This window comes from Klebsiella sp. ME-303 (assembly GCF_007910085.1).
In the GTDB taxonomy this organism is placed as follows: domain Bacteria; phylum Pseudomonadota; class Gammaproteobacteria; order Enterobacterales; family Enterobacteriaceae; genus Klebsiella; species Klebsiella michiganensis.
This window is the reverse complement of the sequence record NZ_VOJB01000093.1, coordinates 184966-207866: the sequence shown is the minus strand read 5'-3', so window position 1 is coordinate 207866 and position 22901 is coordinate 184966. Positions and strand designations below refer to the sequence as shown.

The window sequence follows — 22901 nt, the reverse complement described above, 5'->3', positions numbered from 1 at the left end:
ATCCGCTAACGCTTATGCTCAGAGTGAATAACGTTTACTGCGCGTCGGCGCTCTCCACCTGCGGCACCGTCGACGTCGCGCCCTGTTCCGCCGGCGCATTGGCCGGGTCGAAGATATGGTCGAGGATGGCGCGCGCCGTCGGTCCCGCAACCACGCCATCGCCGCCGCCGTTCTCCAGAATCAGCGCCATCGCCACCTTCGGATGCTGATAGGGGGCAAACAGGGTATAGAAGATATGGTCGCGCAGGCGCACCGGGATCATCTTCGCGTTGTAGGTCTGGTTCTCCTTCAGGCTGAAGACCTGGGACGTCCCGGATTTTGCGGCGATCTGGTACGGCGCGGTATGGAACAGCTTATAGCCGGTGCCGTTTGGCAGGTTCGCCATGCCGTACATGCCGTTGCGCACCACGCCCCAGTAGGGCGAATGCGGATCGCCAACCTGCGGCAGATCCTGCGGCGGCTGATAGCGCTCGACCTTATTACCCTGCTTCATGGAGTAAAGCAGATGCGGATTTTGCACTTTGCCGTTGTTAATCAGGGTCGTCAGCGCCTTGACCATCTGGATCGGCGTGGCAATCCAGTAGCCCTGACCGATACCGACGGAAATGGTATCCCCCTGATACCACGGTTTTTTATGCACCCGCTGTTTCCACTCCCGGCTCGGCAGCACCCCGGCATACTCTTCGTTAAGATCGATGCCGGTAGACTGACCGTAGCCAAACTTGCTTAGCCACTCGTGAATGCGGTCGATACCCATCTCAAACGCCACCTGATAGAAGAAAGTATCCGCCGATTCTTCTATCGCTTTGGTGACGTTAAGCATGCCGTGGCCGCTCTTCAGCCAGTCGCGGTAGCGGCGCTGGGTCCCTGGCAGCGTCCAGGTCGGCGCGCCGAAGAAGGAGGTGGTTGGCGTGATTACGCCCGCCGACAGCGCCGACAGCGCCATGTAGGGCTTCACCGTCGACGCGGGTGGATAGAGGCCCTGGGTGACCCGGTTAATCAGCGGCCGGTCCGGGTTATCGAGCAGCGAACGGTAGGCCTGATAGCCGATGCCCCTGACAAAGGGATTGGGATCGTAGCTGGGGCTCGACACCATGGCCAGCACGCCGCCATCGCGCGGATCGACGGCCACCACCGCCGCGCGCTGCCCCTTCAGCACCGATTCGATATACTGCTGCAGGTGCAGATCCAGCGTCAGGTAGATGTTCTTCCCGGCCACCGGCGGGACCTCTTTTAGCAGACGCACGACCCGCCCGTGGTTATCCACTTCCACTTCCTGATAGCCGGTGGTGCCGTGCAGCGCTTTCTCGTAGTAGCCTTCAATGCCCTGCTTACCGATATTATGGTCGGCGGCGTAGTTCTCTTCTTCCCCGGCTTTGGCCAGCTTTTGCAGATCGCTGTCGTTGATCTTCGAGACATAGCCAACCACGTGCGCCAGTTCGGCGCCGTAGGGGTAAGCGCGCTGCTGATAGCTTTCCACCGTGACGCCGGGGAAGTGAAACTCATTGACCGCAAAACGCGCTACTTCAACATCGCTCAGGTCCGATTTTAACGTCACCTCTTTGTAGCGGCTGTTGTGGTGCATATCGTCGCGGAAGTCGGCGATATCCTGCGGGGTTAAATCAACGATCGGCGTCAGCTGCTGCAGCAGCGCCGTCATATCGGCGATTTTGCTCGGGATCACCTGCAAACGGTAGAGGGTAATATTTTGTACCAGTGGGATGCCGTTGCGGTCGAAAATTAGCCCCCGGCTCGGCGCGATGGGCAGCATTTTAATGTCGTTCTGGTTTGAACGCGTCTGATAAAAGTCGTGCTGATCCACCTGCAGGCGGTAAAGATTAAGGATCAGGATGGCGAAGCAAATCACCACCAGTAGAAACGCAATGACGGCACGGCGGACAAATAGCATCTTTTCCGCTGAATGGTCGCGAATTTCATCTCTCATTAGGGACATTAGCGGTCATTTACCTGGGTTACAAAGTGCCTGAAAAGGGAAAAGCGGGGAAGAATAGCGTTATCGCAGCGGGAGCCCTACCGAAAGGTTGCTAATGATCTGGCAGAAATGTTTCAGCATGTTAGAAATTTAAGGTGACAGTGTCACCAATCCCCTCCATCAAAAAGCGATGGAGGGGTTGTAGTTTAACGTGCCAGCCAGGCGCGCCAGCCGCCGTAGGCGGTAATCTCCGTGGCTTCGCCTAATCCGTTGGCTTCGCAGATAAAGCCCGCTAACCGACGTCCGTCGGCAAGCTCAACTTTTCCCAGACCCAGCGGCGCGGGGATGGCCGCCAGCAGCGAACCGACCTCCGCGCTGGGTAGCTCCCACACTTCAACCGCGATCGACGCCCCGCCGCTATCGGCGCGAACCATCGCCGGGCGTTTGCCGTCCGCGAGAGCGTATAAACGATAGTGCGGCGCGCTGCGGGTCGCCTGCAGCAGCCGACCGCCCCGCGCCAGCAGCTGGCCGTTAAGCGGCAGGCCAGAGAGATGAGCGCCGCAAACAACCAGCGCCATTCGGTCATGGCCGGCGACGCGTTCAGGCGGCGGGGTCTCCAGCCGCGCTCCGCCCGCCAGCGGCAGCCGCTCAGCGCGCTGAAACGCATCGGCCAGGCCCAGTAAATACTGGTCGGTAAAGGCCCGGCCAAACAGCGTGACGCCCGAAGGCAATCCGTCCGGCATAAATCCGCATGGCACGCTCACCGCGGCATAGTCCAGCAGGTTCATAAAGTTGGTGTAGTACCCGAGATCGGCGTTGCGCGCGATCGGCTCCGCCTCCAGCTCGTCAAGCGTCACCGGGCGCGGATAGGTTGGCGTCAGCACGCAGTCCAGGGTCTCGAGTATCGCGTCGCACCGGGCTTTGTACTGCTGTAGCTGATAGATCGCCGTAAAGGTCGCCGTGGCGTCGGTGCCCGGCGCTTTTGCCAGCACGTCGCGAATAACCGGCAGTACCGCCTCCGGCTGCCGCGCCATCAGCGGGCCGACCACCGCGTAGCGTTCGGCGACCCACGGCCCGTCATACAGCAGCCGGGCTGCCGCCAGAAACGGCGTGAAATCAATCTCAACTGCCACCCCGCCCAGCGCCGTCAGCCGTTGCCGGGCCTGGGAAAACAGGCGTTCGCTTGCGCGGCAGCCGAGGAAATTGAGCTCGCGCGGAACGCCAAAACGAAACCCCGCGGACGGCCTGCCGAACGCCTGACGGCTGTTCCACTGAGGATTACGGCGGCTCCAGGCGTCCTGCGGATCGCACTGTGCGACGAGCGCCAGCAGCTGGCTGGCCTCGTCGGCGGTGGGGCTGAAAAAGGTCACGCAGTCTAACGTACGACAGGCGGGGACCACCCCTGCGGTGGATATCAGCCCTTTACTGGCCTTCAGACCCACCAGGTTATTCAGCCCTGCCGGGACGCGGCCGCTACCGGCGGTATCCGTGCCCAACGAGAAGCTGGCAACGCCCAGCGCCACCGCCAGCGCGGAACCGGCGCTGGAACCGCCGGAGGGATACTCCGCATGATAGCTATTGCGGCAGCGACCGTAGGGCGATCGGGTACCGTTCAGGCCGGTAGCGAACTGATCGAGATTGGTTTTACCGACCGGCACGGCGCCCAGCGCAATCAGCTGAGCGACAATCGTCGCACTCTGATCCGCCCGATACGCAAACGCCGGACAGGCCGCGGTGGTGACAATCTCCGCCAGATCGATATTGTCTTTGATGGCGAACGGCACGCCGTACAGCGGCAGCGCGGCCGGCGAGAGGTCATCCAGCGCCGCCAGAAACGGCTCCTGCTCCTCTTCGCTCAGAATATGGATAAACAACCGGAACTCGGGGTTAAGCGCCTGCGCCCGCTGGCGGATGTCCGCCAGCACGCTGCGCGGTGTGGTTTTACCGGTGCGGTAACGCTCCGCCAGGGTTGCCAGGCGTAAATCAAAGGTCTGCTGCATCATGCCTTCTCCTCAATAATCACCGCCACCCGCTGCCCGGCGCGTACCGCGCTGCCCGGCTGCACGTGAACCTGTTGAATAACGCCATCGCAGGGGGCCAGCAGCGGGATCTCCATCTTCATCGACTCCAGCACGACCAGCACATCCCCCGCGCGGACCCGGCTGCCTGCCGCCGTTTGTACTTGCCACAGGTTTCCGGAAATCGGGCTTTCCACCCCCTGTTCACCCTGCCGCAGCGGCGCGTCTCCGCCCTCATCCACGGCGCTCTCCTGGCTGTCAAAATGGGCCTGCCCGCTGGCTATCCAGCGATCGCGTTCGGCGTTAAACGCCTGCTGCTGATGCTCGCGAAACGCGCCGATGCTGTGCGCTTCACGGCGGAGAAACTGCTGGTATTCCGCCAGCCGCAGCGTGCTGTGCTCAATGCGCAGCGGGTAGCGTCCGAGCGGGAAATCGCGGCGAATTTGCAGCAGCTCTTCGGCCGAAACCGGATAGAAACGCAGTTGGTCGAAGAAACGCAGCAGCCAGGGTTTGCCGGCAAAATCCGCTACCTCGCGATAGCGATTCCACATCTGCAGGGTCCGGCCAACGAACTGATAGCCGCCGGGCCCCTCCATGCCGTAGACGCACAGATAGGCCCCGCCGATGCCGACCGAGTTTTCCGCCGTCCAGGTGCGCGCCGGGTTGTACTTGGTGGTAACCAGGCGATGGCGCGGGTCAAGCGGCGTCGCCACCGGCGCGCCGAGATAAACATCGCCCAGCCCCATCACCAGATAGCTGGCGTCAAATACCGTATTCCATACCGCCTGTTCATCGGGCAGATCGTTGATGCGACGGATAAATTCCAGATTACTCGGGCACCAGGGCGCGTCCTGGCGCACGGTGGTCATATATTTATCGATTGCCCTGCGGCAGGCCGGATCGTCCCAGGAGAGCGGCAGATGCACCACGCGCGTCGGCACCTGCAGATCGTCGCTCAGGCAGACCGTGGACCACTCGCCGCGCACCCACGCCAGCAGCGTCTCAAGGGGCAACGTTTCCGGCTGAAAATGGATTTGCAGCGAGCGAATCCCCGGGGTGATATCGATCGCGCCTTCCCTTGATTGCGCTTCCAGAGCCTGCATCAGGGCGTGAATGCGGAAACGCAGAACCAGATCCAGCTCCGGCTCCCCGGCTTCCAGCAGCAGATGCGTGTCGCCGGAGAGTCGCGCCACCAGGCGTTTGTCCGCCTCGCCGCAGGTCATCACGACAGGCGACGTCAGCGGCGCGGGCTGCCAGGCTATCGCCTGGTGACTTAGGGTCGCCAGCTCGGCGCGCCGTCCTTCCGCCAGCCGCCGGGCGGTGGGTAAATCCACCGCCACGAAACGCACTTTATCCCCGGCCTTGAGCTGGCCTAACTGCCAGAGGTCGGCTTCAATCACCGTTACCGGGCAGACAAAACCGCCGAGGCTCGGCCCGTCCGGTCCAAGGATCACCGGCATATCGCCGGTAAAATCGACCGCGCCCACCGCGTAAGGGTTATCGTGAATATTCGACGGATGCAGCCCCGCTTCGCCGCCGCTGTCGCGGGCCCACAGCGGCTTGGGGCCAATCAGGCGCACGCCGGTGCGGCTGGAGTTAAAGTGGACCTCCCACTCCGTGGCGAAAAACGTCGCAATATATTCCGGCGCAAAGAATTCCGGCGCGCCGTGGGGGCCGTAAATCACCCGCAGCGTCCGCACCTCAGCCAGCGCCGTGCGTAGCGCGGCGGGTAGTTGATCCCCGCTTCTGGCGGCGGCGTGCGGCGCCAGATGCAGCACGTCGCCTCCGCGCAGCGCCCGTCCGCCGTGGCCGCCAAACTGGCCGAGGGTAAAGGTGCTTTTACTCCCCAGATAGTCCGGTACCTGAATGCCGCCGCTCAGGCAGAGATAGCTTCTGACCCCCGCGCCGCTTATCGCGCCCAGCTTCAGGGTCGCCCCCGCCGGAATAGTCAATACGCAGTCCAGCGGCTGGTCTACGCCATCGAGCGTCACCGCCAATGGCGCGCCGCACACCACCGCCTGAACGTCGGTATTAAATTTCAGGGTCGGCCCGTTGAGGGTGATTTCCAGCGCGGCCGCTCCCTCGGCATTGCCCAGCAGGCGGTTGCCGAGACGCAGGGCGCGATCGTCCATCGGTCCCGACGGCGGTACGCCCACCGCCCAGTACCCCAAACGTCCCGGATAGTCCTGCACGCTGGTCTGGGTTCCGGCGCTCAGCACCTCTACGGTCGCCGCGCGGTAGCGCAGCTGCTCAAGGCAGCGGGTCCAGGGCTCGCCTTCGGTAAAGGGCGCAAAGCCAAGAATTTGTTGCAAGTACACGCGGTTAGTTTCTACGCCGTACAGGCGGGTCTCCGCCAGCGCCTGCGCCAGGCCGGCAATAGCCTCATCGCGGCTGGGGCGCCAGGCGATCGCTTTCGCCAGCATCGGGTCGAAGAACGGCGGGACTTCGCACCCGGCTTCCACCCAGCGGTCAATACGCAGGGCAGCGCCGTCCGCCGGCGGAAAGAAGACGTCCGTTAACAGTCCGGGAGAAGGCTGGAATTGCCGCCCCGGATCTTCGGCGTAAATTCGCGCCTGGATAGCGTGGCCCTGGGGCCGTAACCCGGCGGCCAGCTCAGGTAGCGGAGGCAGTTCCCCCGCCGCCAGCTCAATCATCCAGCGCACCAGGTCAACGCCCCACACCTGCTCCGTGACGCCGTGTTCGACCTGAAGCCGGGTATTTACCTCGAGGAAATAAAACTGCCGCGCCGCGCTGTCGTAGACAAACTCCACCGTCCCGGCGCTGCGGTAGCTCACCGCTTTACCCAACGCGATAGCCGCCGCGCATAGCGCCTGCGCCATCCCGTCAGGCAGATTCGGCGCGGGCGTCTCTTCAATCACTTTCTGGTTACGCCGCTGGACTGAACAGTCGCGCACGCCGAGCGCGATGACCTCTCCCCGCCCGTCGCCGAAGATTTGTACCTCCAGATGGCGGGCGCGTTCGATATATTTTTCGAGAAATACCCCGCCGTCGCTGAAGTTGTTTTGTCCCAGCCGCTGCACCGCGGCAAACGCCTCAATCAGCTCACGGGCGTCGCGACAGACGCGCATGCCAATCCCGCCGCCGCCGGCGGTGCTTTTGAGCATGACCGGATAGCCCACCGCCTCAGCCGCCCGGCAGGCTTCGCCGCTGTCGGCCAGCAGCTCGCTGCCTTCCAGCAGCGGCACGCCCTCGGCTTTGGCTAAGGCCCGAGCGGTATGCTTCAGGCCGAAGGTGCGCAGCTGTTGCGGAGTGGGGCCGACAAACGCCACCCCCGCCGCCTCGCAGGCCTCGGCGAAGGCCGCGTTTTCAGACAGAAAGCCGTAGCCGGGGTGGATCGCTTTGGCGCCGCTCTGCTGCGCGGCGGCAATGATCTTCTCCGTCACCAGATAGGTTTGCGCCGCCGGGCCGTCGCCGAGGCTTAACGCTTCATCCGCGTCGCGGATATGCAGACTACTCAGGTCGGCTTCGGAATAGACGGCGACGCCCTTCACCTGCATCGCGCGCAGGGTGCGCAGAATGCGGCAGGCGATGGCGCCGCGGTTGGCAATCAGTAAGGTATCAAACATAAGCGCAACTCACAGGGTCGCGGGTCGTCCCGCAAAAAGTCGATGTTCCCCTGAGGTCGTCCCCGGGGTGAACCGGCGCTTAAGGTTTGCGCGTCGGCGTACTGTTCAGGCGGTCGGCGCGGACGGCGAAGAGCCGAAAGGCCAGCAGACGCCAGCGCTGCCAGCGGGTCAGTTCCATACCAGCACCTCGGCGGGCGTGGGGTTCCAGCCATTGCAGGGATTATTTAACTGCGGACAGTTGGAAATCAGCACCACGGCGTTGCACTCGGCGCGCAGCTCAACGTATTTCCCCGCCGCCGATATCCCGTCCTCAAAGGTCAGACCGCCTTCCGGCGTCACCGGGACGTTCATAAAAAAGTTAATGTTGGCGCCGATATCGCGCTTATGCAGGCGGCCATCGTGCAGGCAGGCGCAGAGGAAATTATCCCGACAGCTGTGCATATAGCGTTTATCCTGGGCGTAGCGCACGGTGTTGCTCTCCTGGGCACAGGCGCCGCCGAGGGTATCGTGGCGACCGCAGGTGTCGGCAACGATGGTCAGCAGCGGATTGCCCAGATTGGAATAGAGTACGCTGCCGGTAGTCAGGTAGGCATTGCCCTGGCGGCGCAGCGTGCGCTGCGGATCGTAGCGTTCTCGGGGGTTATCGGCGTTGTAAAACAGGGTATCAATGGCCTGGTTGCCTTCGAGGTCAAGCAGGCGCAGGGTCTGCCCTTTTTGTACCTCAAACAGCCAGGGTTCCCCTGCCGGGATCACATGGCGATAGACGGCATCTTCGGGACGACGGTTACTGGCGATCAGGGTCATCGCAGCCTCCTTACAGGGCAAAAAGTTGGGTGTTGAGGAACGCGCGCTGGTTTTCATCGCGGGTAAAGAGCGCTTCCGCGGCCGCCTGCGCATCGTCAGCCTGGTACCAGCTCAGCTGGATCGGCCGCGGAGCGTACTCAGCGGCAGGGTCCTGAGGATGCGGCAGCGCGGTCAGCACCATGAGGACATCCATCGGCGCAAACAGCTCAACGTAATCTCCGGCGCGGCTGTTGGCGGAAATAAACTGAAAACGGCCATCCTCATCGACCGTGACTTTGCTGAAGAAGTTAACCACCATCAGCAGGTCCTCCAGGCCCAGATCCCATTTACCCATTTCAACCAGCAGGTTATCGACGCCGTTGCGGTAGAAGCCATTGCGCAGCTCCTGGTAGCGTCCTGCGCCATATTTTTCACGCGTCTCGTCGGCGTTGAGTATCCCGCCGAACGGGTCGTGCCAGCCGCAGCTGTCGGCAACAATCCCGGCCAGAACGCGCCCCATATCGGAGTAGAAACAGTGCCCGGCGGTCAGGCGCGCGGTGTGCTGCCCCTTGAGGGTATCCGGCAGATTCAGGCGCTCACTCTTCTCATAGGGATTCAGCATCATCATGCTGACGTTGGCTCCGCCGTCGATATCGGTCAGGCGCAGAATCTGCCCTTTGCGCAAAATCAACGAGGTGTGCGCCCCGCCGGGTAGCCGCTCTTCGCGCAGGCTGGGGGATGAGTGAAAAAGTGCGGTCATCAAACTATCTCCTTAATGCGTAAACGTTATTGTCGCTGCCGGTGGTTATCTGCGACATCCGCGCTTCATTGAGCGGAATATCGTAGGTAACGCGCGCACCCCAGGCGTTGGGCGCCTGCGGATCGATGCGCACTTTGTCGAAAACCAGCAGCCGGGTGCCAAGGTTGAAGCCCTCCGCGAGGTCATGGGTGACCATAAAAACCGTCATCCGCGTTTCGCTCCACAGCTGGAGCAGCAGCCCGTGCATATCCTTGCGAATACCGGGATCCAGCGCGCCGAAGGGTTCATCAAGCAGCAGTACGCGCGGCTGCATGACGAAAGCCTGGGCGATCGCCAGCCGCTGCTGCATCCCGCCGGAGAGCTGCGCCGGATATTTATTCAGCGCGTGCCCCAGCCCGACTTTCTCCAGCATCCGCTGCGCCCGTTCGCGCGCGTCGCGTTTCCTGCCGGCAAACAGCCGGCCAAACAGCGGTGACGCCGGGAGTTCGAGGCCAATGGCGACGTTATCCAGCACGTTGAGGTGCGGGAAAACCGAATAACGCTGAAACACCACGCCGCGGCTGCGGTCCGGCTCCGCCGCCAGCGGCTGGCCGTCGAGGGTGATTTCCCCGCGAGTCGGCTTTTCCTGGCCGAGCAGCAGGCGTAAAAACGTCGACTTCCCGCAGCCGGACGCGCCGACCATCGAACAGAACTCGCCCTCTTTCACCTGCAAATTGATGCGCTCCAGCACCACGTGGTCGCCGTACTCCTGCCAGATATTTTTGATGTCGATAAAGCTCATGCCCGGCCTCCTTTCGCCCACGGGAAACAGGCTTTGTGCAGCTGACGCAGCGCCAGATCCATCAGCCATGCCAGCAGGGTTATCCAGATGACGTAAGGAATAATCACATCCATCGCCATATAGCGGCGGACGAGGAATATGCGATAGCCGAGACCGGCGGTGGCGGAAATGGCCTCGGCGGAGATCAAAAACAGCCATGCGGAGCCCAGCAGCAGGCGCAGGGAGGTTATCAGCCGCGACAGCAGCTGCGGCAGCACTACCCGCAGCACCACCGTCCAGCTATTGGCGCCTAGGGTTTGCGCTTTGATAAACAGCTCCGCCGGGATTTCCCGCGCCCGCTGTTCAAGGTCGCGCGCCAGCATCGGCGTAATGCCAATAACGATAAGCATCACTTTTGATAGCTCATCCAGGCCGAAGACGATAAACAGCACCGGCAGGATCGCCAGCGGCGGGATCATCGACACCACGGTCATCAGCGGCGACAGCGCCGCGCGGTACATCGGGAACACGCCGGCGGCGATGCCGATGCCCAGGCCAATCAGCGACGAGAGCGCCAGACCAATCAGCAGGCGGCTCATACTAATCAGCGTGTCGGCCCACAGCAGATACTCGCCGCTGCGTTTATCCGGGGTGAAGGCCATCCGATCGATGGCCGCGATCATCTGCGACAGGCCGGGCAGCAGCTTATCCTGCGGGTTGGCTTCCAGCCGCACCGCCGAACCGATAAACCAGGCGGCGATCATCAGGACGAAGGGCAATAGCATCAGCGTCAGGCGCATACCCTGCCGGGGATAGCGGTTAATGTGGCGCATGGCGTGGACTCCCAAGGTCAATCATTACAGCTGCCCCGCCGCGGCCAGCTTCAGATAGCTGTCATCAAAGCGCAGCTTGCTGTTGGCGGTATCGCCGACGGTGACGCCGTCGGGGAAGGTCATGCCGATAAAGTCAGCGCTCTGCGCTCCCTCTCCCAGCAGCCCTTTGTCAAAAGAGAACTGCGCTACCCGCTGCATGGTTTTTGCCAGCGCCGGCGAGGAGATAAACGTCAGGGTATCGGCAGGCGTCCAGAAGAGATGGGTTGTTTTTAGCTGCGCCCGGTAGCCCGCGAGGTCGGTGCCGGAATCGGCGGCCATTGCGCTTAGCGCCTGCGTATCTCCGGCCTGCATTTTGGCCATCATCTCGAACCAGGCGCCGGTCAGGGCTTTACCCAGCGCCGGGTTATCTTTCAGGGTCTGAGTATTCACCACCATCATGTCGATCAGCTCGCCGGGCACCTGCGAAGAGCTAAAGACCTCCGTGGTTTGCGGTGTCTTTTTGATAACCGAAAGCTGTGGATTCCAGGCCACCGCCGCGCGTACGCCGCTGGTGCCAAAAGCCGAGACGATATCCGCATCCGAGGTATTGACCACTTTGACGTCTTTTTCCTGCAGCCCGGCTTTTTCCAGACCGCGAACCAGCAGGTAGTGCGATACCGAAAGCTCCGGGAGATACACCGCCATGCCTTTCAGATCGCTGAGCTTTTTATCCGCCCCCTTCAGCACCACGCCGTCGTTGCCGTCGGAGTAGCTGCCGGTAATGAGCGCCGTGGTATCTACGCCCCCCGCCGCCGGAATGGTCAGGGCATCCATGTTGGTCATGGTGCAGCCGTCAAACTGGCCCGCGGTGTACTGGTTAATGGATTCGATGTAGTCGTTAAGCTGAACGATATTGATTTTGATGCCGTATTTACCGGCCCATTTATCGATGATTTTTTCGTTGCTGATGGTGCCCCAGGGCATCCATCCGGCATAGATAGTCCAGCAGATGTTGAACTCTTTTTTGACGGCGGCAAACGAAGGGACGCTGGCCAGTAGCGCCAGCGACAGGATAAGAGAGCGGAGGATCGGCGGTGTCTTCATGGTGGACCTCTGGTTAGCACGAGAAACGGGGGCAGCGCGACACCCAACGGTGCTGCTGTCTCCCGGGCTTTTGTCCCGCCGTGTAACCTCGCAGAGGTCGCCAGCTCTCGGACCAGACGTTCACCTGAGTGAACCGGAACCCTAGCCAGCTATTGTGTTATCTCAATTGTCTGTTGCGCTGCCTTCTGAACAGGAGTGTGCAAGGTCTATGCCAGGCGCGCAGCGCGCGTAAAATCAGCCCTACGACGGCAGGCGCCGCCGCGGCTCCCAAAAATGGGGAGTGATGATGGGGCATTGCATGGATTTGGTGCGTATGGCGTGAAGGCGGCGAGCGGTCGGGACGATAGCCGCTCGCCGGGAAACACTTGCTAGCGCGCTTTTTCGCTCACCGTCATGGTGAATCGCGCGATCTTATCCCCGGCGTTAGCGTAGCTATGCGGGGCGTCGGTACGCGCGACGGCGGAATCCCCCTCTCGAATCAGATAGACCCCGTCGTTAACCGTCAGGGTTAAGGCGCCCTCGGTCACGAAAAGCAGCTCAGTCGTCCCCTCCCCGTGCCCCGGCGATGTGAACATTTCTCCCGGATTGAGGCTCCACTGCCAGAGCTCAACCATATCCGGACCGCTGGTACCGGCAAGGAGCCGCGCCTTGCCGCCCTGCTCGCCCTGCCACAGCGTGGGAATCTCGCCTTCTGCAATCACCTTTACCGGCGGCGCTGTGGCGACATTGACAAAATCGGCCACGGAAACGCCCAGCGCCGAGGCCAGACGGCACAACAGCGCAATGCTGGGATTGGCCCTGCAGGCTTCAATGTCTACCAGCATACCTTTGCTGACGCCCGCGCGTCGCGACAGCTCATCCAGGGAGATCTTCTTTTCCGCCCGGTAGCGCTTAATGCGCGCCGCAACGGCTTCATTAATCATGGCGGCATCGGCGCCCGCGTCGGTCGTTATATTGACTTTATTGGTCATCGGTCGATATTATGCTTTAAAATGGTCGTTACAGGATTATCCAATGAATAGCGTATTACCGTCAATCAGCCCGCAGGTCTCCGCGCTGGCCCCCGGCTTTCGCGCCCTGAGCATTGATGTCGTTTCCGCCGCCGTACGCGCCCCCCTGGTCGGGTCCGATGCGCTCCGCTCCGCCTGCCAGGCGGTTATCGCCGGCGAGCCGCAGTGGGCGGAGGCGCACCTGCAGGCCTGGAACGAGGTATTCCGCGCCTTTGGCGCAAAACCCAAGCGGACGCCCTGCTCGGCGGAAGCCTTGCGCAGGCGGGTGCTGCGCGATGGCGAGATGGCTGCGATCGATCCCATCGTCGATCTCTATAATGCGGTGAGCCTGCGCTACGCCGTGCCGGTCGGCGGCGAAAACCTGGCGGCTTACGTTGGCGCCCCGCACCTCAAGCTCGCGGACGGCAGCGAACCGTTCGATACCGTCAAAGAGGGGCAGATCGTTCACGAATATCCCGACGCGGGAGAAGTGGTCTGGGGCGACGATCGCGGCGTGACCTGCCGACGCTGGAACTGGCGACAGGGAGTACGTACTCGTCTGAGCGTGGAGAGTCCGCGGATGTGGTTTATTCTTGAAAGCCTGCCGGAAATGCCGCTTAGCGCGCTGCAGGAGGCGGGAGAGATGCTGAGCAACGGCCTGCTGGAGATGATGCCGGAGGCGACGATCCGCTCACAGCTGATAGGGCCAGGGGCCTAAAGCCATTCCCCTGCGCCCGGCAGCGTAGCGCCGCCGGGCGCAGCGATTACTTCCGCGCCTCGAAGGCAATTTTCACCGCCATCCCCGCCAGCACCGTCGCCATCAGCCAGCGCTGAAACTGCTGCCATAACGGGCGCCCCGCGAGAAACAGCGACACCTGCCCGGCCATCACCACAATCAGCGCATTAACCGCTACGCTAATGAGCGCCTGCGTCCCTCCCAGCACCAGCGACTGCGCAAGGATACTGCCGTGTCCGGGCGAGATAAACTGCGGCAGCAGTGAGAGATACATGATGGCGATTTTAGGGTTCGCCAGGTTAGTAATAAAGCCCATCATAAACAGCTTACGGCCGCTATCGGCAGGCAGGTCGCGCACCGCAAAGACCGAGCGCCCGCCGGGCTTCACCGCCTGCCAGGCCAGATAAAGCAGATAGACCACGCCGCTGATGCGCAACGCGTCGTAAGCGTAGGGAACGGCGAAGATCAGTGCGGTAATACCGAACGCGGCGCACAGCATATAAAACACAAACCCCAGCGCCACCCCGCCGAGGGAGACCAGTCCGGCCCTTCTTCCCTGGCAAATCGAGCGCGAAATCAGATAGATCATATTCGGCCCCGGAGTCAATACCAGGCCAAGGGCAACAAGCGCGAAGGTCAGCAGCGACGGTATCTCAGGCATAGCGTATCTCCGGTAAAGTGATGTGATGCCCAGGCGCGCGGCGGCGATACCCATGCTCCCCGACAGTAACCAGTCTAAAGCGCCAGTCACAGGGTGACGAACAGTATGACCGCGGTTGGCGATGCGCGACAACTCACCTGAACAGGTGGGCTAACTCTCCTTATCTTCAGCTTTTGCCGCCGCGCTGGAGCGGTAAATAAAGAACAGCGCCAGCCCCAGACAGACGATGGCCCCCAGCCGCCCCGCTGAAAAGGCAATGGCGTCGTTACCCAGCCAGCCAAAATTATCGATCAGCAGACTCATGGCCAGTTGGCCAAAAATCACCGCCACCGTGGCCGTCGCGGTACCGATACGCTGCACCGCCACCACCATAATCACGATATAGGGAACCCCGCAAAATGCGCCCAGCAGCTGCCATTTCGGCACATCCAGCAGCGTTGTCGACTGATGGGGGGCAAAATAAAAAATCAGCAGCGCCGTGATCAAGGCGCCCACCGCAAACGTGAGAAACGCGCTGCGAAATACGCCCACCTGGCTGCCCAAACGGCCGTTAATCGCCGCCTGCATACTCAACATCGCGCCGCCGACCAGCGCCAGCAAAATCATTATGCTACTCATGTTAACTCCTCAGCTTGTAGCGATCAGAATCAGGGCGACGATGATAAACAGCAGCGCGATAACCCGCCGTCCATCGATTTTACGTTTTGCCGAACCAAACAGACCGTAGTGGTCAATCAGCAGGCTTTTGCATACCTGACCGGCCAGAATGCCGATCATCGTCATGGCGATACCGATAACCGGTACGGCGATGGTTAAGATGACGACGTAAATGGGCCCCAGTACGCCCCCGGTAAGCTGCCAGCCCGGTAAGGAGAAGAACGAGGGGCCCTGCCTGGGGCCAAACAGCAGCATCAGCAGAAAGGTTAGCGCGCTCCCGACGCTAAAAATGCTGAAGGTGGCCCACAGGTCCCCTACCTGACCGGCAAGCGGCCCGAGTAGTCCGGCTTCCACGGATAACCCCATGCCGCCGGCAATCACAAGAAAAATAAGTAATAACTGCATCGTTGATATCCGATTATTGATTGGGTGGCAGAGCATAAAGCAGCGAAGTAATGTGAAAAACGATACAATCAGGGAAACACTTTTGCGGATATTGCATTAATGAGCGATGCGGGTAATGTGAATTTTCGGGCGCTACAGCTGTTTATCGCCGTCTATGACAGCCAGAGTTTCTCCGTAGTGGCGAGGCGGGAAGGCGTTTCGCCCTCGATGGTGTCGCGCGTCATTCACCAGCTTGAGGATGCGCTCGGCCAGCAGCTCTTTTATCGTAATACCCGGGCGGTGGTTCCCACCGAAGCGGGACGCCTGTTTGCCGAACATGCCAGAGGGCTCGGCGAACGGTTCAGCGTTGCCAGGCGCGACCTGCAGGACCGTCGTCTTGAGCCGGGTGGACTGGTGCGGATCAACGCCCCGGTCTATTTTGGCCAGCGCCATATCGCGCCGTGGCTGCCGGGGCTAACGCAGCGCTATCCACAGATGCAAATTGCGCTGGCGCTGACCGATGATTTTATCGATCCGCACCGCGAAGCGACCGACCTGATTTTCCGCATCGGCAGCCTGCCGGACTCCAGCGTTCATGCCAGAGTACTGGGTATGCAGCATCACTATCTGGTTGCGGCTCCGGACTATCTGCAGCGCTGCGGCACGCCGGAGAAACCGGAAGATCTTCGCCATCACAGCACGCTGGTCTACAGCGGTTCAAATGGACCTAACCGCTGGCTGTTCCGCCTCGCGGAGGGAGAATGGGTTCACTATCCGCAAACGCCGCGGCTGGCATCAAATAACGCCGATGCGCTGCTGACCGCTGCGCTGGGAGGCATGGGGGTGGTGCTCTTTCCCGATTGGATGGTCAATGAAGCCATGGGGGCTGGAAGGCTGGTTCAGCTGATGCCTCACTACAGCGCGGCGATCGGCACCAGCTCCTCGCCGGTGTCGGCGATCTACCCTCATGCCCGCCATCCTTCGTTAAACGTACGTGCGGTAATTGACTATTTTATCGACGTTTTTGGTACGCCTTTATACTGGCAGCGCTAAGCCGTTTTACGCACTAAAATTGTCGTAACTCAAACAATCGCTCTTCGCTGGCGGGGATGATGTCTTAACGATTCCTTTACGCGTATGTTACGACTATTGTGGTTGAGTCAATACTGAACAATCAATCATTGAGCAATGATATATGTTCGGTTTTTACAAAGGCATTGAACGGAAATAACTATTAAATCCGTAGACTCATTCAAATATCGCTTATTGGTAGCAGTGTATATCGTAATGGCATTCACAAAAGCAAACGGAGCCTGATATGAGCACGTCAAACGATCCTTCGAATACCCCGTCGGCAGGGAAATGCCCTTTCCACGCCGAGACGGCGACGCCCACCCAGAGCGCGGGCGGTGGCACCGGCAACCGCGACTGGTGGCCAAATCAACTACGGGTGGATCTGCTGAATCAGCACTCCAATCGTTCAAACCCGCTGGGCGAACACTTTAACTACCGCGAAGAGTTTAAGAAGCTCGACTACTCGGCCCTGAAGGCCGATCTGCGCGCCCTGCTCACCGATTCTCAGGAGTGGTGGCCAGCGGACTGGGGTAGCTATATCGGGCTGTTTATTCGTATGGCGTGGCACGGCGCCGGTACCTATCGTACCGTTGACGGGCGCGGCGGCGCGGGCCGCGGTCAGCAGCGTTTCGCACCGCTCAACTCCTGGCCGGATAACGTCAGCCTCGACAAAGCCCGTCGCCTGCTGTGGCCGGTAAAACAAAAATACGGGCAAAAAATCTCCTGGGCCGACCTCTATATGCTGGCAGGCAACGTGGCGCTGGAAAATGCCGGTTTCCGTACGTTTGGCTTCGGTGCCGGTCGTGAAGACGTTTGGGAACCGGATCTGGACGTCGACTGGGGTAACGAAACCGAATGGCTGGCCCATCGTCATCCGGAAAGCCTGAATCAGCAGGCCATTGGCGCGACCGAAATGGGGCTGATTTACGTCAACCCTGAAGGCCCCAACGCCAGCGGCGACCCGCTCTCCGCCGCCTCCGCGATTCGCGCGACCTTCGGCAATATGGCAATGAATGATGAAGAGATCGTCGCGCTGATCGCCGGCGGTCATACGCTGGGCAAAACCCACGGTTCCGCGGTGACCAGCCACGTTGGCGCAGAGCCGGAAGCGGCGCCGATTGAAGCGCAGGGACTCGGCTGGGCGAACAGCTACGGCAGCGGCGCGGGCGCCGACGCGATCACCTCCGGTCTGGAAGTGGTCTGGACGCAAACGCCGACCCAGTGGAGCAACTACTTCTTCGAAAACCTGTACAAATATGAGTGGGTGCAAACCCGCAGCCCGGCAGGCGCGATTCAGTTCGAAGCGAAAGACGGCCCGGAAATTATTCCAGACCCGTTTAATCCGGACAAAAAACGCAAGCCGACCATGCTGGTCACCGACCTGACGCTGCGCTTCGACCCGGAGTTCGACAAGATTTCCCGCCGCTTCCTTAACGACCCGCAGGCCTTTAACGAAGCCTTTGCCCGCGCATGGTTTAAACTTATCCACCGCGATATGGGGCCGAAGTCCCGCTACATGGGCCCGGAAGTGCCGAAAGAAGATCTGATCTGGCAAGATCCGCTACCGGCGGCGGTCCACACCCCAACCGCAGAGGATATCGCGACGCTGAAAACCGCCATTGCCGACGCCGGCCTTTCGGTCAGCGAGCTGGTTTCCGTGGCCTGGGCATCGGCCTCCACCTTCCGCGGCGGCGATAAACGCGGCGGCGCCAACGGCGCGCGTCTGGCGCTGGAACCGCAGAAATCCTGGCCGGTAAACGCCATCGCGTCCCGCGTGCTGCCGACCCTGCAGGGGATTCAGCAGGCATCCGGTAAAGCGTCGCTGGCCGATATTATCGTTCTGGCCGGCGTGGTGGGCATTGAGCAGGCTGCCGCGGCGGCGGGCGTTCAGGTTAGCGTTCCCTTCGCCCCTGGCCGCGTCGATGCGCGTCAGGATCAGACCGATGTGGAAGCGATGGATCTGCTGCAGCCGCTGGCCGATGGTTTCCGCAACTATCGTCGCGTTGGCGGCGGCATCTCCACCGAAACGCTGCTGATTGATAAAGCGCAGCAGTTAACGCTGACGGCGCCGGAAATGACGGTACTGGTGGGCGGTCTGCGCGTGCTGGGCGCGAACTTCGACGGCAGCCGACAAGGCGTGTTTACCGACCGCGTGGGCGTGTTGAGCAATGATTTCTTCGCTAACCTGCTCGATATGGGTACCGTCTGGAAAGCCGCTGACGAGCACGCTGAGCTGTTTATCGGCCGCGACCGTAAGAGCGGCGAAGAGAAATATACCGCGACCCGCGTTGACCTGGTGTTTGGCTCCAACTCCGTCCTGCGCGCCCTGGCTGAAGTGTATGCCTGCAGCGATGCGCGGCAGAAGTTCGTGAATGACTTCGTTGCCGCATGGACCAAGGTGATGAACCTCGACCGCTTCGATCTGTAATCCTTTCCCCGGCAGAAATGCTAAACCCGGGCCAATGGCCCGGGCTCCTCTTATCTAATCCAGATTGTCAGCAGAATAATGATGGCCGCAATAATCGCCACCTGAATAAAGACTTTATCCAGCGATCCTCTGCGCATCGCGCCCCCTTTTTCAGAACAGGATTTGCCAGATAGCCAGCAACAGCACCAGCAGACCCACCAGGAAAAATATCAGCGCGATGAGGGTGTCCGGAGAACGATTCATCTCTGCGCCTCCTTATCATCAGAACCACTGACCAAAGCGTTTGATATAGAAACGCTTCATGCCCTGCGCGACCAGGCAGTAGCTGAGCAGCGTCGCGATCAGCCACGGGAAGTAGCTCAGCGGCAGCGGCTCCAGCCCGACCATCGCCCCCAGCGGCGAGAATGGAATGTAGATGCCCATCGCCATAATGACCGCGGTGGTGAGCAGCACCGGCAACGTCGCTCGACTCTGGATAAACGGAATTTTCTGCGTTCTCAGCATATGCACCACCAGCGTTTGCGACAGCAGCCCTTCAATAAACCACCCGGACTGGAACAGCGCCTGGGCTTCGACGTGATTCGCCGCAAACACGTACCACATCAGCGCGAAGGTGGTGATATCAAAAATGGACGACGTCGGGCCAATCCACAGCATAAAGCGGCCGATATTTTTCGCATCCCACTTGCGCGGCTTACGCAGGAATTCCTTATCCATCTTGTCCCACGGCAGCGAGAGCTGAGAGAGATCGTACATCAGGTTCTGGATCAGCAGATGAATCGCCAGCATCGGCAGAAACGGAATAAACGCGCTGGCCACCAGTACCGAGAAGACGTTGCCGAAGTTAGAGCTGGCGGTCATATTCAGGTACTTAATGATATTGCCAAAGGTCTCACGCCCTTTGATCACCCCTTCTTCCAGCACCATCAAATCCTTTTCCAGCAGGATGATATCGGATGCCTCTTTGGCGATATCCGCCGCGCTGTCGACCGAAATTCCGACGTCCGCATCGCGCAGCGCCGGCGCATCGTTGATGCCATCGCCGAGGAAGCCGACGGTGTGGCCGTTTTTCTGCAGCGTTTTCAGGATGCGCGACTTCTGCAGCGGCGTCAGTTTAGCGAATACCGAACGCGTTTCCACTTCGCGCTGCAGTTCGTTATCCGTCATCGCTTCAATCTGTGCGCCGGTCAGGATACCGTGGGCATCAATCCCCACTTCCAGGCAAATACGCGCCGTGACCACCGGGTTATCGCCGGTCAACACTTTGACCGCCACGCCGTTATCGCGCAGCGCGGTAATCGCTTTTCCCGCGCTCTCCTTCGGCGGATCGAGGAAGGTCAGCATCCCTTCGACCGTCAGCCCCTGCTCATCCGCGGCGCACAGCGGGGTTGTCAGGGCGGAGTCATCCAGCTTGCAGGTCGCGACCAGCAGCACGCGGAAACCCTGGGCGTTGTAATCCTGCGTTTTGGCTAACAGCAGATCGCGGCGGGTTTCATCCAGCGCAACCACGCGGTCGCCTTCGCGCAGATGCGTGGCCACCATCAGCATCTCTTCGACCGCGCCTTTGCAGATCAGGCTTTTATCGCCGTGGCGGACATCTTCCACCGACACCGAGACCCGACGGCGGACAAAATCAAACGGCAGTTCATCAAGCTTTACGAAGCGCTCTTTGGTCGCTGGCGCAATCCGCCCCTCGCCAAAGCGCAGCACCGCCCGGTCCATCAGGTTGCGCGCCCCGCTCTGGCTGCTGCTGTTGAGCCACGCCAGCGTCAGCACCCGGTCGCTCTCGCTGCCGCTGACGTCAAGATGATGCTCAAGAATGATATTGTCCTGCGTCAGCGTGCCGGTTTTATCGGTGCACAGCACGTCCATGGCGCCAAAGTTCTGAATGGCGTTCAGCCGCTTGACGATCACTTTGCGCCGCGACATGGCGATAGCGCCTTTCGCCAGGTTTGAGCTGACGATCATCGGCAGCATTTCCGGCGTCAGGCCCACCGCGACCGCCAGGGCAAACAGCGATGCCTCAACCCAGTCTCCTTTGCTGAAGCCGTTAATCAGCAGCACAATCGGCACCATCACCAGCATAAAACGGATCAGCAGCCAGCTGACGCTGTTTACCCCACGGTCGAACGCCGTCTGGGTGCGCGTACCGACAATGGACTTCGCCAGCGAACCAAACCAGGTGCGGTTTCCGGTGGCCACCACCACCGCCTGCGCCCTGCCGCTGGTCACGTTGGTGCCCATCAGACAGATATTGCCCATCTCCAGCAGGCTTTTATCTTTGTTCGGTTCGGGAAGCCTGTCGCACCCTTTGCCGGACACGCTGGCCAGAACGTCATACTTTTCCACCGGCAGCGATTCGCCGCTAAGTATCGACTGGCTGACGAACAGGTCCCGGGACTCCAGCAGGCGGACATCCGCCGGAACCAGATCCCCCGCAGCCAGGAAGATGATGTCACCGGGCACCAGTTCCTCAATGGCAATCTCCTCCTGCGCCGGCCCCATGTTACCAGGACCGCGACGCAGCACCGTCGCCGTGGTGCGAACCATGGATTTCAGCGCCTGCGCCGCTTTGTTGGTGCGAAACTCCTGCCAGAAACGCAATAACCCGCTCAGGCTGACCATCGTGACGATAATGATAATCCCGGTCAGATCGGTCTCTTCGCCGTTACGCAGCGGTAGCCAGTAATCGGTCACGAAGCTGACGGCGGCCAGCGCCATCAGGACATAGATAAACGGGTTATTGAATGCCTGCAAAAGCTGGATTAGCGCCGGCGGCGCCTGCTCGTGCGCGACTTCATTGCGGCCATATTCATTCAGCCGTTCAAGGACATCTTCGGTGGTGAGCCCCTGACGGCTGCTGTTGAGCCGCGCCAGCGTATGATCCGGGCTGTTAAATGCCTCGGTTTCAATGGCGAAGCTTTTTTTATGCTGCTTATCATTTTCTGACGCAGACCGGTTTATTTTCCGGTTTTCTATTTTCATGTCAGTCATGATTATTCCTCAAATTTAAGACGTCGTTATCCCTGCATAATTGACTTATGCATAATTCATTTTTACGTTATTAAACGCTTATTACTTTAATTGCCTGGGAATATCCATCATTCCCTCCTTAGACAAATCATTGCCAGAGTAGAATATCAGGGAGGCTAACTCCCCTCGACGCACCAGCGCACTGACGTAATGTTTTCGTCACCGCCAATTCTTGACATAATAAGATCTCGCGCTTTGCGGGAGTCGGTATTACCAACCAGTTCGATGCGGATTTCTTTATGTCCTTGTTCTTTTGCTGCTATCGACACCAGCCCCTGCAAGCTGAGCGTCATCTCTTTACTGATATTAAGCAATAGCTGACGAATCGCGTTTTCATGTTCGCTATGACAGATAATATTCAGGACGTAGCATTTTTCTTCTTCTGTCGCGCCGGGGATCTGATTAATTCTCTGCGCCGCTTCGCGCAGTAGAATATTGGCGCACAGGATGATCAGCGTTGCCGCCGCCGCTTGCCAGAACTGGCCTAAGCCACACAGTACGCCAATCGCCGCAGAGCACCACAGGGTTGCCGCGGTATTCAGGCCGCGCACGTTCATGCCTTCCCGCATGATGACCCCGGCGCCGAGAAAACCAATTCCGGAAACCACCTGCGCGGCAATACGTCCCGGACTATCCGGCGATGTGGAGATAGAGCTCAGAATAAAAACCGCCGCGCCGGTGGCGACCAGCGCATTGGTGCGCAGGCCAGCCATCTGCTGACGCCACTGTCTTTCGGCGCCAATCAGCGCGCCCAACAGCATCGCGGCGAGTAAATTTGCGATATAAGGAAACATCAACATAGCTTCCTCCATTTTTGCTGGAAGAATTAACTACGTGCTTTATTAAGCACACGACAAATTGTCGCCAGAGAGGCGATTAACGTCGCGTTGACGGTGGAGGGAATAATGTATTTTTAAACATGAACATGACGATTATCCTCGCAGCCATGCTGCGTTATGTTTTATGGGATGCAATCGTCTGGATGAGGAGATTGCTGCCCGCCGGTTGGCAAGCAGCGCAGGAAAAATAGCGTCAGCTTGCCTTGATGTTTAAGTAAGGGTGACTGTCCAACATATTTCTCCTGTGTGAATTTGTGCTCATTATAGTCATTCAATTATTTGAGTAAAGTTAAAATCTCGCTTTAGTGACGATTTGTTTAGAATGACCTTAATGCGCTAAGCC

General features: G+C 60.0%; 19 protein-coding genes and 1 riboswitch. Of the genes, 3 read left to right on the top strand and 16 right to left on the bottom strand.

What is annotated here, in order from left to right; genetic code table 11:
* Positions 1 to 34: 34 nt before the first annotated feature.
* From mrdA to FQK12_RS22225, 9 genes are all read right to left on the bottom strand, one after another.
* The gene (gene mrdA, locus FQK12_RS22265) at positions 35 to 1954 is read right to left on the bottom strand and encodes a penicillin-binding protein 2 (RefSeq protein WP_014838458.1); all 1920 of its coding nucleotides are present in this window, start codon (positions 1952 to 1954) and stop codon (positions 35 to 37) included.
* A gap of 185 nt (positions 1955 to 2139) precedes the next feature.
* A complete protein-coding gene (gene atzF / locus FQK12_RS22260; RefSeq protein ID WP_038423170.1) occupies positions 2140 to 3936 on the bottom strand; it encodes an allophanate hydrolase in 1797 nt (598 codons plus the stop codon).
* Positions 3933 to 7538, bottom strand: coding sequence for an urea carboxylase (gene uca / locus FQK12_RS22255; RefSeq protein ID WP_014229323.1), 3606 nt, complete (start codon positions 7536 to 7538; stop codon positions 3933 to 3935). Before uca ends, atzF begins: the two co-directional genes overlap by 4 nt.
* Positions 7539 to 7706: 168 nt before the next feature.
* Complete coding sequence (locus tag FQK12_RS22250; protein WP_009652130.1) at positions 7707 to 8342, bottom strand: urea amidolyase associated protein UAAP2; 636 nt, start codon at positions 8340 to 8342, stop codon at positions 7707 to 7709.
* 10 nt (positions 8343 to 8352) lie between these two features.
* Positions 8353 to 9081 (bottom strand): urea amidolyase associated protein UAAP1, encoded by a 729-nt coding sequence (locus tag FQK12_RS22245; RefSeq protein ID WP_014229322.1) that lies wholly within the window; start codon positions 9079 to 9081, stop codon positions 8353 to 8355.
* 4 nt (positions 9082 to 9085) lie between these two features.
* Entirely contained in the window at positions 9086 to 9862 is a 777-nt protein-coding gene (locus FQK12_RS22240) for an ABC transporter ATP-binding protein (protein ID WP_009652163.1), read from the bottom strand.
* A complete protein-coding gene (locus FQK12_RS22235; RefSeq protein ID WP_014229321.1) occupies positions 9859 to 10674 on the bottom strand; it encodes an ABC transporter permease in 816 nt (271 codons plus the stop codon). Before FQK12_RS22235 ends, FQK12_RS22240 begins: the two co-directional genes overlap by 4 nt.
* A gap of 24 nt (positions 10675 to 10698) precedes the next feature.
* Positions 10699 to 11757, bottom strand: a complete 1059-nt coding sequence (locus tag FQK12_RS22230; RefSeq protein ID WP_014229320.1) for a putative urea ABC transporter substrate-binding protein — start codon at positions 11755 to 11757, stop codon at positions 10699 to 10701.
* Positions 11758 to 11814: 57 nt separating this feature from the next.
* Positions 11815 to 11913: riboswitch (guanidine-I (ykkC/yxkD leader) on the bottom strand.
* A 212-nt stretch (positions 11914 to 12125) separates the two neighbouring features.
* Positions 12126 to 12728: a helix-turn-helix domain-containing protein gene (locus FQK12_RS22225; protein WP_014229319.1), complete on the bottom strand. Its 603-nt coding sequence runs from the start codon at positions 12726 to 12728 to the stop codon at positions 12126 to 12128.
* Positions 12729 to 12771: 43 nt separating this feature from the next.
* Here FQK12_RS22225 and FQK12_RS22220 point away from each other — a divergent pair, with 43 nt between their 5' ends.
* Positions 12772 to 13464 carry a B3/4 domain-containing protein gene (locus FQK12_RS22220; protein WP_014229318.1) on the top strand — a complete coding sequence of 231 codons (693 nt, stop codon included), beginning with the start codon at positions 12772 to 12774 and terminating at the stop codon, positions 13462 to 13464.
* Between the two features lie 46 nt (positions 13465 to 13510).
* Here the strand turns inward: FQK12_RS22220 and FQK12_RS22215 are convergent, their stop codons facing one another.
* From FQK12_RS22215 to FQK12_RS22205, 3 genes are all read right to left on the bottom strand, one after another.
* Entirely contained in the window at positions 13511 to 14143 is a 633-nt protein-coding gene (locus FQK12_RS22215) for a LysE family translocator (protein ID WP_014229317.1), read from the bottom strand.
* A gap of 150 nt (positions 14144 to 14293) precedes the next feature.
* Positions 14294 to 14761, bottom strand: a complete 468-nt coding sequence (locus FQK12_RS22210) for a DMT family transporter (RefSeq protein ID WP_025108281.1) — start codon at positions 14759 to 14761, stop codon at positions 14294 to 14296.
* Between the two features lie 9 nt (positions 14762 to 14770).
* Positions 14771 to 15205, bottom strand: coding sequence for a DMT family transporter (locus FQK12_RS22205; RefSeq protein WP_004850792.1), 435 nt, complete (start codon positions 15203 to 15205; stop codon positions 14771 to 14773).
* Between the two features lie 99 nt (positions 15206 to 15304).
* Here FQK12_RS22205 and FQK12_RS22200 point away from each other — a divergent pair, with 99 nt between their 5' ends.
* A complete protein-coding gene (locus FQK12_RS22200) occupies positions 15305 to 16237 on the top strand; it encodes a LysR family transcriptional regulator (RefSeq protein ID WP_014229315.1) in 933 nt (310 codons plus the stop codon).
* A 265-nt stretch (positions 16238 to 16502) separates the two neighbouring features.
* Positions 16503 to 18686, top strand: coding sequence for a catalase/peroxidase HPI (gene katG / locus FQK12_RS22195; protein ID WP_014229314.1), 2184 nt, complete (start codon positions 16503 to 16505; stop codon positions 18684 to 18686).
* Positions 18687 to 18736: 50 nt separating this feature from the next.
* Here katG and mgtU read toward each other — a convergent pair whose 3' ends face one another.
* The 4 genes from mgtU to FQK12_RS22180 all read right to left on the bottom strand — a co-directional run bounded on the left by mgtU (position 18737) and on the right by FQK12_RS22180 (position 22531).
* Positions 18737 to 18823 (bottom strand): magnesium transporter protection protein MgtU, encoded by an 87-nt coding sequence (gene mgtU, locus FQK12_RS27745; protein WP_251009858.1) that lies wholly within the window; start codon positions 18821 to 18823, stop codon positions 18737 to 18739.
* Positions 18824 to 18836: 13 nt separating this feature from the next.
* Positions 18837 to 18929: a protein MgtR gene (mgtR, locus tag FQK12_RS22190; protein ID WP_014229313.1), complete on the bottom strand. Its 93-nt coding sequence runs from the start codon at positions 18927 to 18929 to the stop codon at positions 18837 to 18839.
* Positions 18930 to 18947: 18 nt separating this feature from the next.
* Positions 18948 to 21680: a magnesium-translocating P-type ATPase gene (gene mgtA, locus FQK12_RS22185; RefSeq protein WP_014229312.1), complete on the bottom strand. Its 2733-nt coding sequence runs from the start codon at positions 21678 to 21680 to the stop codon at positions 18948 to 18950.
* 155 nt (positions 21681 to 21835) lie between these two features.
* Positions 21836 to 22531, bottom strand: a complete 696-nt coding sequence (locus FQK12_RS22180) for an MgtC family protein (protein WP_014229311.1) — start codon at positions 22529 to 22531, stop codon at positions 21836 to 21838.
* Positions 22532 to 22901 lie beyond the last annotated feature (370 nt).

Bases quoted from the DNA above. Each gene is read 5' to 3' on its own strand.
- FQK12_RS22215 (WP_014229317.1), bottom strand. From the start codon at position 14,143: ATGCCTGAGATACCGTCGCTGCTGACCTTCGCGCTTGTTGCCCTTGGC.
- FQK12_RS22250 (WP_009652130.1), bottom strand. From the start codon at position 8,342: ATGACCCTGATCGCCAGTAACCGTCGTCCCGAAGATGCCGTCTATCGC.
- FQK12_RS22240 (WP_009652163.1), bottom strand. From the start codon at position 9,862: ATGAGCTTTATCGACATCAAAAATATCTGGCAGGAGTACGGCGACCAC.
- mgtU (WP_251009858.1), bottom strand. From the start codon at position 18,823: ATGCGCAGAGGATCGCTGGATAAAGTCTTTATTCAGGTGGCGATTATT.
- katG (WP_014229314.1), top strand. From the start codon at position 16,503: ATGAGCACGTCAAACGATCCTTCGAATACCCCGTCGGCAGGGAAATGC.
- FQK12_RS22205 (WP_004850792.1), bottom strand. From the start codon at position 15,205: ATGCAGTTATTACTTATTTTTCTTGTGATTGCCGGCGGCATGGGGTTA.
- mgtR (WP_014229313.1), bottom strand. From the start codon at position 18,929: ATGAATCGTTCTCCGGACACCCTCATCGCGCTGATATTTTTCCTGGTG.
- FQK12_RS22225 (WP_014229319.1), bottom strand. From the start codon at position 12,728: ATGACCAATAAAGTCAATATAACGACCGACGCGGGCGCCGATGCCGCC.
- FQK12_RS22200 (WP_014229315.1), top strand. From the start codon at position 15,305: ATGAGCGATGCGGGTAATGTGAATTTTCGGGCGCTACAGCTGTTTATC.
- uca (WP_014229323.1), bottom strand. From the start codon at position 7,538: ATGTTTGATACCTTACTGATTGCCAACCGCGGCGCCATCGCCTGCCGC.
- FQK12_RS22230 (WP_014229320.1), bottom strand. From the start codon at position 11,757: ATGAAGACACCGCCGATCCTCCGCTCTCTTATCCTGTCGCTGGCGCTA.
- FQK12_RS22220 (WP_014229318.1), top strand. From the start codon at position 12,772: ATGAATAGCGTATTACCGTCAATCAGCCCGCAGGTCTCCGCGCTGGCC.
- FQK12_RS22235 (WP_014229321.1), bottom strand. From the start codon at position 10,674: ATGCGCCACATTAACCGCTATCCCCGGCAGGGTATGCGCCTGACGCTG.
- mrdA (WP_014838458.1), bottom strand. From the start codon at position 1,954: ATGTCCCTAATGAGAGATGAAATTCGCGACCATTCAGCGGAAAAGATG.
- mgtA (WP_014229312.1), bottom strand. From the start codon at position 21,680: ATGACTGACATGAAAATAGAAAACCGGAAAATAAACCGGTCTGCGTCA.
- FQK12_RS22180 (WP_014229311.1), bottom strand. From the start codon at position 22,531: ATGGAGGAAGCTATGTTGATGTTTCCTTATATCGCAAATTTACTCGCC.
- FQK12_RS22245 (WP_014229322.1), bottom strand. From the start codon at position 9,081: ATGACCGCACTTTTTCACTCATCCCCCAGCCTGCGCGAAGAGCGGCTA.
- FQK12_RS22210 (WP_025108281.1), bottom strand. From the start codon at position 14,761: ATGAGTAGCATAATGATTTTGCTGGCGCTGGTCGGCGGCGCGATGTTG.
- atzF (WP_038423170.1), bottom strand. From the start codon at position 3,936: ATGATGCAGCAGACCTTTGATTTACGCCTGGCAACCCTGGCGGAGCGT.